The sequence below is a fragment of the Palleronia caenipelagi genome (assembly GCF_007004065.1).
Lineage (GTDB): Bacteria > Pseudomonadota > Alphaproteobacteria > Rhodobacterales > Rhodobacteraceae > Palleronia > Palleronia caenipelagi.
In genome coordinates this window covers 1-8,560 of the sequence record NZ_VFSV01000072.1, presented here as the reverse complement: position 1 = coordinate 8,560, position 8,560 = coordinate 1, and the positions used below count along the sequence as shown (strand labels likewise).

At 60.7% G+C, this 8,560-nt stretch carries 12 protein-coding genes and 1 pseudogene; 10 read left to right on the top strand and 3 right to left on the bottom strand.

Annotated elements, in window-relative coordinates:
• The 4 genes from FEV53_RS18830 to FEV53_RS18815 form a co-directional block, all read left to right on the top strand.
• Window positions 1-236, top strand: a 236-nt coding sequence (locus FEV53_RS18830) for an integrase core domain-containing protein (protein ID WP_142836237.1), incomplete at its 5' end; no start/stop codon positions are given.
• A 264-nt stretch (window positions 237-500) separates the two neighbouring features.
• Entirely contained in the window at window positions 501-3,323 is a 2,823-nt protein-coding gene (locus FEV53_RS18825; protein WP_142836236.1) for a molybdopterin oxidoreductase family protein, read from the top strand.
• On the top strand, window positions 3,320-4,093 hold the full coding sequence (locus tag FEV53_RS18820; protein ID WP_142836235.1) for a 4Fe-4S dicluster domain-containing protein: 774 nt from the start codon (window positions 3,320-3,322) through the stop codon (window positions 4,091-4,093). The genes FEV53_RS18825 and FEV53_RS18820 overlap by 4 nt, the downstream gene beginning before the upstream one ends.
• Window positions 4,093-4,968 carry a dimethyl sulfoxide reductase anchor subunit family protein gene (locus FEV53_RS18815; RefSeq protein WP_142836234.1) on the top strand — a complete coding sequence of 292 codons (876 nt, stop codon included), beginning with the start codon at window positions 4,093-4,095 and terminating at the stop codon, window positions 4,966-4,968. The genes FEV53_RS18820 and FEV53_RS18815 overlap by 1 nt, the downstream gene beginning before the upstream one ends.
• A 302-nt stretch (window positions 4,969-5,270) precedes the next feature.
• Here the strand turns inward: FEV53_RS18815 and FEV53_RS21055 are convergent, their stop codons facing one another.
• From FEV53_RS21055 to FEV53_RS18800, 3 genes are all read right to left on the bottom strand, one after another.
• On the bottom strand, window positions 5,271-5,507 hold the full coding sequence (locus FEV53_RS21055; protein ID WP_185962328.1) for a hypothetical protein: 237 nt from the start codon (window positions 5,505-5,507) through the stop codon (window positions 5,271-5,273).
• 43 nt (window positions 5,508-5,550) lie between these two features.
• Window positions 5,551-5,778: an IS3 family transposase gene (locus FEV53_RS22235; protein WP_185962319.1), complete on the bottom strand. Its 228-nt coding sequence runs from the start codon at window positions 5,776-5,778 to the stop codon at window positions 5,551-5,553.
• Window positions 5,779-6,002: 224 nt separating this feature from the next.
• A complete protein-coding gene (locus FEV53_RS18800; protein WP_185962327.1) occupies window positions 6,003-6,299 on the bottom strand; it encodes a transposase in 297 nt (98 codons plus the stop codon).
• A gap of 302 nt (window positions 6,300-6,601) precedes the next feature.
• Here FEV53_RS18800 and FEV53_RS18795 point away from each other — a divergent pair, with 302 nt between their 5' ends.
• From FEV53_RS18795 to FEV53_RS18775, 6 genes and pseudogenes are all read left to right on the top strand, one after another.
• Entirely contained in the window at window positions 6,602-6,808 is a 207-nt protein-coding gene (locus FEV53_RS18795; RefSeq protein ID WP_142836232.1) for a cold-shock protein, read from the top strand.
• 236 nt (window positions 6,809-7,044) lie between these two features.
• Window positions 7,045-7,107, top strand: a pseudogene (locus FEV53_RS22230) (hypothetical protein); the annotation flags it as partial.
• A 33-nt stretch (window positions 7,108-7,140) separates the two neighbouring features.
• Window positions 7,141-7,317, top strand: a complete 177-nt coding sequence (locus tag FEV53_RS21050) for a hypothetical protein (RefSeq protein ID WP_185962326.1) — start codon at window positions 7,141-7,143, stop codon at window positions 7,315-7,317.
• A 55-nt stretch (window positions 7,318-7,372) separates the two neighbouring features.
• Window positions 7,373-7,834: an IS3 family transposase gene (locus FEV53_RS18785; protein WP_185962325.1), complete on the top strand. Its 462-nt coding sequence runs from the start codon at window positions 7,373-7,375 to the stop codon at window positions 7,832-7,834.
• A 3-nt stretch (window positions 7,835-7,837) separates the two neighbouring features.
• Window positions 7,838-8,302 carry a DDE-type integrase/transposase/recombinase gene (locus FEV53_RS18780; protein ID WP_142836230.1) on the top strand — a complete coding sequence of 155 codons (465 nt, stop codon included), beginning with the start codon at window positions 7,838-7,840 and terminating at the stop codon, window positions 8,300-8,302.
• A gap of 23 nt (window positions 8,303-8,325) precedes the next feature.
• On the top strand, window positions 8,326-8,560 hold a 235-nt coding region (locus FEV53_RS18775; protein WP_185962149.1), incomplete at its 3' end, for a transposase.

Below are 8,560 nucleotides of genomic sequence, written 5' to 3'. Positions count from 1 at the left end.
TCTCGATGGATGGCCGGGGCCGCTGGATCGACAACCGGATGATCGAGCGGCTCTGGCGATCCCTCAAATACGAATGCGTCTACTTGAACGCCTTCGAAACAGGTTCCGAAGCCCGGGACGGGATCGGTGACTGGATCAGCTACTACAACGAAAGACGCCCGCACTCATCACATGGGATCATGACGCCGGACCAGGCCTATGACAGGCAATCTCCGGACCTGAAGGTTGCCGCCTGAAATGAAACCAATGCTATAGCTTAGCACGGCGGCAAACTGGTCGAATTTCAAGGACCACCTCTCATCACCAACTTTCCCGCATTTCTCGTTTCTACCCCACGACAGCATTGTTCGCGTTCTTTACAAACCTGATATCGATCTGTGACCTTTGCCCAAAGCCGCCTCCTATATTCGACTGGGCATGGCGCCGCTTTACGACGTCGCTGATGTGCCTATAAGGTTATGAGGACTTTGAGAAGTTAAGCACTCTGATACTGGTGGAACATGATGGCATCACAACCCAAGCTCGACCTGTCCACCAAAGTCTCCGATGAGATCCGCCAAACAACCTGTTACATGTGTGCCTGCCGCTGCGGCATCAACGTCCACATGAAAGACGGCAAGGTTGCCTATATCGAAGGCAATCGCGATCACCCGGTCAATCAGGGCGTCCTTTGTGCCAAGGGCAGCGCCGGGATCATGCAGGTCAACGCCCCCTCGCGGCTGCGCGCGCCGCTCAAGCGGGTCGGCCCGCGCGGGTCGGGCGAGTTCGAGGAAATCGGCTGGGACGAGGCGCTGGAGATGGCCGCCGGCTGGCTGGAGCCGATCAGACGGACCGCACCGGAAAAGCTCGCTTTCTTCACCGGGCGCGACCAGTCGCAGAGCTTTACCAGCTTTTGGGCGCAGAATTTCGGCACGCCCAATTATGCGGCACATGGCGGCTTTTGCTCGGTGAATATGGCGGCGGGCGGCATCTACACTATGGGTGGTGCCTTCTGGGAATTCGGCCAGCCGGACTGGGATCACACGAAGCTCTTCATGCTGTTCGGGGTGGCAGAGGATCACGATTCCAACCCGATCAAGATGGGAATCGGCAAGATCAAGGCACGCGGCGCGAAGGTCATCGGCGTCAACCCGGTGCGCTCAGGGTATAACGCGGTCGCCGATGAATGGGTCGCGATCACCCCAGGCACCGACGGGCTGTTCATCCTGTCGCTGGTCCATGAGCTGATGAAGGCGGGCAAGATAGACCTCGACTACCTGTCCCGCTACACCAACGCGCCCGCGCTGATCGATCCCGAGACAGGCCTGCTGCTGCGCGATGGGGACGATAAGGTACTGGTCATCGACACCGTGACCGGCGCGCTGACACCCTTTGACCAAAAGGGCGTGCGTCCCAGCCTCTCGGCCACGCACGAGGCGGAGGGCAAGACCTATGTGACGGTCATGGCGAAGATGGCCGAGAAGTATCTCGATCCGCAATACGCACCCGAAGCTGTGGCCGAACGGACGGGAATCCCGGCCGCCAAGATCCGCAAGATCGCCGCTGAGCTGGCCCGTGTGGCCTTTGACGAGTCGTTTGAGCTGGATCGAAGCTGGACCGATTTCCGGGGCGAGACCCATGACAAGATGATCGGACGACCGGTCTCCATGCATTCCATGCGCGGCGTCTCGGCCCATTCCAACGGCTTCCAGACATGCCGCGCGCTGCATGTGCTGCAAATCCTGCTGGGCACGGTCGAAGTCCCCGGTGGCTTCCGGTTCAAACCGCCCTACCCCAAACCCATCGAGGCGCATCCGACGCCCCATTGCAAGGCCACGCCTGACAGCCCGCTCGACGGTCCTCATCTGGGCTTTGTGCGGGGGCCTGAGCATCTGGCGCTGAAGGAAGACGGCAGCCCCGCCCGCATCGACAAAGCCTTCACCTGGGAAAACCCCATGTCAGCCCATGGGCTGATGCATATGGTGATCTCGAACGCCCATGCCGGGGACCCGTACAAGATCGACACGCTGTTCATGTATATGGCGAATATGTCGTGGAACTCGACCATGAACACATCGGGCGTCATCAAGATGCTGACGGATCAGGACGAGACCGGCGATTACGTGATCCCGCATATCATCTATTCGGACGCCTATTCGTCGGAGATGGTGGCTTATGCGGATCTGATCCTGCCCGACACGACCTATCTCGAACGCCACGACTGCATTTCCCTCCTCGACCGGCCTATCTGCGAAGCGGACGGTGCGGCGGATGCGATCCGCTGGCCGGTGGTAGAGCCGGACCGGGATGTGCGCGGGTTTCAGACCGCGCTGATCCAGCTCGCCAACCTGATGAAATTGCCCGGCTTCACAAACGAGGCGGGAGAGGCAAAGTGGAGCGATTACGCCGACTACATCGTCAACCACGAGCGCAAGCCAGGGATTGGTCCCCTCGCCGGGTTCCGGGGCGAGAGCGGGGATCAGGTCGGACGCGGCGCGGTGAACCCCGATCAGCTCGACCGCTACATCGAGAATGGCAGCTTCTTCGTTCACCATGTTCCCGAAGAGGCGAGCTACTATAAACCGTGGAACAGCGCCTATCAGGATTGGGCGGTGGAGCTCGGGCTGTTTGACGCGCCGCAACCCTATCTCTTCCAGCTCTATTCCGAGCCCATGCGCAAATTCCAGCGCGCCGCCGAGGGCCATGGCGAGCGCCAACCGCCCGAGCATTTGCGGGAACGGGTGCGGGCCACCATGGACCCCCTGCCCTTCTGGTATCCGCCCTTCGAGGATGACCGGGTCGACACATCGGAATTCGACGTTCACGCCCTGACCCAGCGCCCCATGGCCATGTATCACTCCTGGGGGACGCAGAACGCGTGGTTGCGCCAGCTCCACGGGACGAACCCGCTCTATGTGCCGACGAAGCTCTGGGAGAAGCATGGGTTTCAGGAGGGTGACTGGGCGCATGTGACATCGGCTCATGGGACGATAACCGTTCCCGTGGCCCATCAGGCCGCGCTCAATGAAAACACCGTCTGGACGTGGAACGCCATTGGCAAGCGCAAGGGTGCCTGGGCGCTCAGCGAGGACGCACCCGAGGCGCGCACAGGGTTCCTGCTGAACCATCTGATCCACGAGCTGCTCCCGCCCAAAGGCGACGGGCTGCGATGGGCCAATTCCGACCCGATCACCGGGCAGGCCGCATGGTTCGACCTGAGGGTCAAGATCGAAAAGACAGACGCACCTGCAGGGGATCAGGCCCAGCCTGCCTTCCCGGCGCTGAAATCTCCGGTCGGCAAAGGCCCCAATGAATTGCAATGGCAGGTGGGAGAAACAGAATGACCCAGCTTCCCCAATCCACCGAGCGCAAGCTGGGCCTTGTGATCGACCTCGACACCTGCGTCGGCTGCCATGCCTGTGTGATCGCCTGCAAGGGCTGGAACACCGAAAATTACGGCGCCCCCCTGTCAGATCAGCGCCCCTATGGCGACGAGCCCATGGGGACGTTCCTAAACCGCGTGCACAGCTACGAGGTTCAGCCTGAGGGCGGCGCGGCCCAGACGGTGCATTTCCCCAAATCCTGCCTCCATTGCGAAGACGCGCCCTGCGTCACTGTTTGCCCCACCGGCGCCAGCTACAAACGCGTCGAGGACGGCATCGTGCTGGTCAACGAGAGCCATTGCATTGGTTGCGGTCTCTGCGCCTGGGCCTGCCCCTATGGCGCGCGCGAGATGGATCAGGCCGAGGGTGTGATGAAGAAATGCACCCTCTGTGTGGACCGGATCTACAATGACACCCTGCCCGAGGAAGACCGCGTGCCCGCCTGCGTCCGCACCTGTCCCGCCGGGGCGCGTCATTTCGGTGACTTCGCCGACCCGGAGTCGAACGTCTCGCGCCTGAGTGCCGAGCGGGGTGGCATGGACCTCATGCCGGAGCTCGGCACCGCGCCGGTGAACAAGTACCTGCCGCCGCGGCCCAAGGATAGCTGGGACGAAGACTCCGTCCTCGCGCCCTTCCTCGAACCGGTCGTCTCTGACGCGGGCGGCTTCCTCGGGTGGCTCGACAAACAACTGTCCCGGCTGCCCGGCGACACACACCGGGAGGAGCGCTGATGCATCCCGCAACGTCTGTGATCCTGTTCACAACGCTCTCCGGCGTGGGGTTTGGGTTTCTCGCCTGGCTCGGTGTCGATCCAAGTCCTCCGACCGGGCTCGGTGCCTTCTGGGCCTTCACCCTCGCTTTCGGCCTCGCAGTGGGTGGCCTCATCGCCTCGACCTTCCACCTCGGCCACCCCGAACGGGCGTGGCGGGCCTTTAGCCAATGGCGGTCGAGCTGGCTCAGCCGGGAAGCAATCTGCGCCGTGGCCGCACTCCTCGTCATGGCAGTCTATGCCGCCGCGCTGATCTTTGCGGGCCGCCACCTGCCGCTCGCCGGCTGGATCGGGGCTGCCCTCTCCCTGCTGACCGTATTCACCACCTCGATGATCTACGGCCAACTCAAGACCATTCCCCGCTGGAATACTCCGCTCACCTCCGCACTGTTTCTAAGCTATGCTTTGACGGGCGGGGCCCTGCTCTCAGGGCGGATCACTGCCGCTGTGATGTTGCTGGTTATCACCGCTCTCCTTCAGTTCACATGGTGGCGCCGGGGAGACAGCGCCCTGGCCGAGAGCGGTTCGACCCTCGGCACGGCGACCAGGCTGAGTGACCGTGGTACGGTCCGCTCCGTCGCGCATCCGCACAGCTCACCCAACTACCTGATGCGCGAGTTCATCCACGTGATCGGACGCAAGCACGCGCAAAAGCTGCGTATCATCGCTCTGCTCCTGACCGCAGCGCTGCCGATTTTGATCCTGGTCTTCATCCCTGCCCCAACCGTCGCTTTGGCGCTGGCCGCACTCATCCATCTCGCCGGAGTGGCGACTGCACGCTGGCTGTTTTTCGCTGAGGCAGAGCATACAGTCGGGCTTTATTACGGCCTTCGCTGACCGAATTTTTACGTCCAACAGCACTGTTAACATCGCTCCTGGTTTCCGGTCAGTCTGATTGTTGATCCTACGAGGCCATTTTCCATCGAACTTCTTTGAACGCTTGGGCGGGCGTTTGTCAGCTGCTGGCGGAGTGGTGCGCTGGCGGTTGTAGAAGGCCTCGGAGTATTCGAAGTTTGCAGCCTTGGGCTGTGCTCGCGTCATGAACCGTTGGCGGTGGACCAGCTCCCTTTTCAGTGAGGTGAAGAAGGTCTCCATCTGGGCGTTATCGAGGCGCTCCCCCTTGCGGCTCATGGATTGGGTCAGCTTGGCACGATGGATGATCTTGCGGGAGTCTCCGCTGGCGTATTGCACGCCTCTATCGAGTACAGGAACAGGCCGGGGACCGGCCTGCGCCGGTTCAGGGCCATCCGGAGCCCGCTGCAGCACAGCTCGACCCGCAGGTGATCGGCCATGGACCAGCCGACGGTTTCGCGCGTGGCCATATCCTTGACCGCCGCTAGGTCCGCCCATGCGGCGGCCATTGGTCTGAGGCCCATGGCGGACGCCAGCCCTCGTCACTGCCGACATAGGTGATACTCGTCAGCCCGATGGTGTTCTGGTTGGTGCAGTGAACCGTCCGCTGCAACAGGTTTGGCGACGGGATGAGAGGATATTTTCCCGTAGTATTCTGGCCACATGCCGCTCCGACACCCGCTCCCCGTCAGCGCGCAGATCCCGGTGGATGCGTTTGGATCCGTAGCGTTCCTTGCGGGCTTCGAAACAATGCTCTCCGCTCCAGCAGCGCCCTGCGCGGAGCCCCGCGGTCATCACGACCGGGCGTGCTGGCGTGGCGTCCATAGAGCCAGCTGCGCGACAGGCACAGCAGCCGGCAAAGTGTCAAAACCGCGTTCTCCGGCTGACAAAGCCCTACCGGTGCCACGGTCAGTCAAACTGGGCTTTCCGGGCCGTGATGAACGCGCGCTTATTTATCGTTCAGGACGGGAAAAAGGGGCTCGCAGGCAAACTCGGAGCGGTGCCGTGCACCTGCTCAATTATCTGCAAGTCCCGTTCTTATCCGCGAGCCGCTTGTTCTTCTGGCGCAAGCGTTCCAGCTCAGCGGCATCGGCTTTCAGCCGGCGTTTCGCTTCCAACCAGCCGAACACCTCGATCTCTGGCCGCCAGGTGTTCAGCTGAGTGCTGATGATCCCCAGCTCTTTCGTAACGCTGCCCTGCGTCGCCCCCGGTTCGTAAAGCCGCGTGGATCCCGTTCGATGCGGTGCCTCAACCAATGGCGCACCTTGCATCTCACCCTTGAATTCGTCCGCATATTCCCGTCGATGCCGTCCCATCTCTGGACAGGGACGAAGTACACCGCCGTCCGGAGACAGAGACGAAGATCAATATCTCTTGAGACTACATCTGCAGACAGCCACATTGTGTGCGGTTCACGCGTTGCCATGGTCTCTTCATTTGTCACCACATAATGCTAGTAAGTTTGACCTTGTGTTCCGCTCGAATAAATGCGACAGGGATAGCGCTACTGATCTCCATTCGACTTACTGTTTTCCTTTACTGGCTAATAGCGCTCGATATTGGCGTGACAAGCCAGGCTGCCGCATCATGTGGGCAGTGATAATTAAGGAATACTCGCATGGCCAATGGTACAGTGAAATGGTTCAACGCCACCAAAGGTTTCGGCTTTATTGCTCCGGAATCCGGTGGAAAAGACGTGTTCGTGCACATCTCTGCTCTAGAGCGGGCTGGCATGACCAGCTTGAGCGACGACCAAAAAGTGACCTTCGATATCGAGCCTGGTCGTGATGGTCGCGAAAGTGCGACAAACATCGCACTCGCTTGAAAAATTTCGGTTGGGCGCTCGATAGAGTGCCCATCCACTATTGGTCTTGCATAGGATACAGAGCTGTTTCGCCCGTGAAATTCGTCCCTGTTTCCGGACAGTATGATTGTTGATCTTCGTCCCTGTCTCCGGACGGCGGGGTATTTTACCCCTGTCCATGAGAGGAGCACGAGACGGGACAGCATCGACGGAAATGCACGGATGAGTTCAAAGCTGCGGCGGTTGACCGGCTTTATGAGCCGGGCGCGACGCAGGGCAGCGTGGCGAAACAGTTGGGGGTTACCGGCACCCAGCTGTAAACTTGGCGGTTGGAGATCGAGGCGTTCGGCTCGATGGAAGCCAAACGTCGCCAGAAGGCGGACGCCGCCGAGTTGGAGCGGCTGCGAAAAGAGAACAAGCGGCTGGCAGAGGAGAACGAAATTCTTCAGAAGGGTGAGCAGGCGAACGCCACCGGTCCGAGTGCGCCTGCGAACGCTTTTTTCACCTCTCGGGCGGTGAAACCACGATGAACAAGCGCGCTTTCATCACTGCCCACAAAGCTCAGTTCGACTGACCGTGGCCCCAGTGGGGCCGCGTAAGCGGGAGAACGCGGTTTCTACACTTTGCCGGCTGGTCCGCCTGTCACGCAGTTGGTTTCATGGTCACGGCGCCGGTGAGGCAGCCCGTGAAAGTCGGGAGGCGGGGCGTGCGGCACGGGACAAGGCACTGCTGGAGCGGATCAGCCATTTTTTCAAAGCCAGCAAGGGGCGCTACGGGTCCAAACGCATCCACCGGGATCTATGCGCTGACGGGGAGAGCGTCTCAGAACGTCGTGTAGCCAGAATAATGCAGGAAAACAGGATCTCAGCCCGTCCGTGCGAGCCTCGCAAGCCGTTCACCACAAAAAGCAATCACCAGCTGACCCCGTCGTCAAACCTGCTGCAGCGGGCGTTTCATTGCACCACCCCGAATACCGTCTGGCTGGCGCATATCAGCTACGTTGATACTGGCGAGGGCTGGCTCTGCCTGGCTGCTATCAAAGAATGAGCCATGTCCGCCATTGGTCCGAGGACAATGGAGCATGCGACCCGCGAAATCGTGGGGTGGTCCATGGCCGAACATTTGAAAGCGGCGCTCTGCTGCGACGCGCTCCGGATGGCACTGGATCGGCGCGGCCCGGTCCTGGGCCTGATCCTGCATTCGGACCGCGGCGTGCAATATGCCAGTGGGGACTATCGCAAGATCATCCACCGCGCGAAGCTGATCCAATCCATGAGCCGCAAAGGGGAGTGTCTTGATAACGCCCCGATGGAGAGCTTCTTTTCTTCGCTCAAAAAGGAGCTGGTCCACCGCCAGCGCTTCGCAACAAGGGCACAGGCCAAGGCCGCGATCTTCGAATACATCGAGGTCTTCTACGGGCCGCCAACGCCGCCATTCAGCCATCGGCTACCAGACACCGGCAGAGGCGTTCACAGGGCCTTGTTGCACAAATCGAGTGAGGGATTCACTGGGTGAATCGAGCGTGATAGCTGGAAGGTATGAGCAGTTGGGCCCCTACGAAGGACAAGACCACGAACTGGTCGGCTTACAATGAAGCACTGTGCCAGCGCGGATCGCTGACGATCTGGTTCGATCCCGACATGATGTGGAAGCTGCCGCCCAGCGGGAAGCGTGGGCGGCAGCCGAGTTTCAGCGATGAAGCTATCCAGACGTGCCTGACAATGAAGGGTGAAGGGCGCTCGGAAAACAGTCCGGTGGACTGTTTTCAGCCCT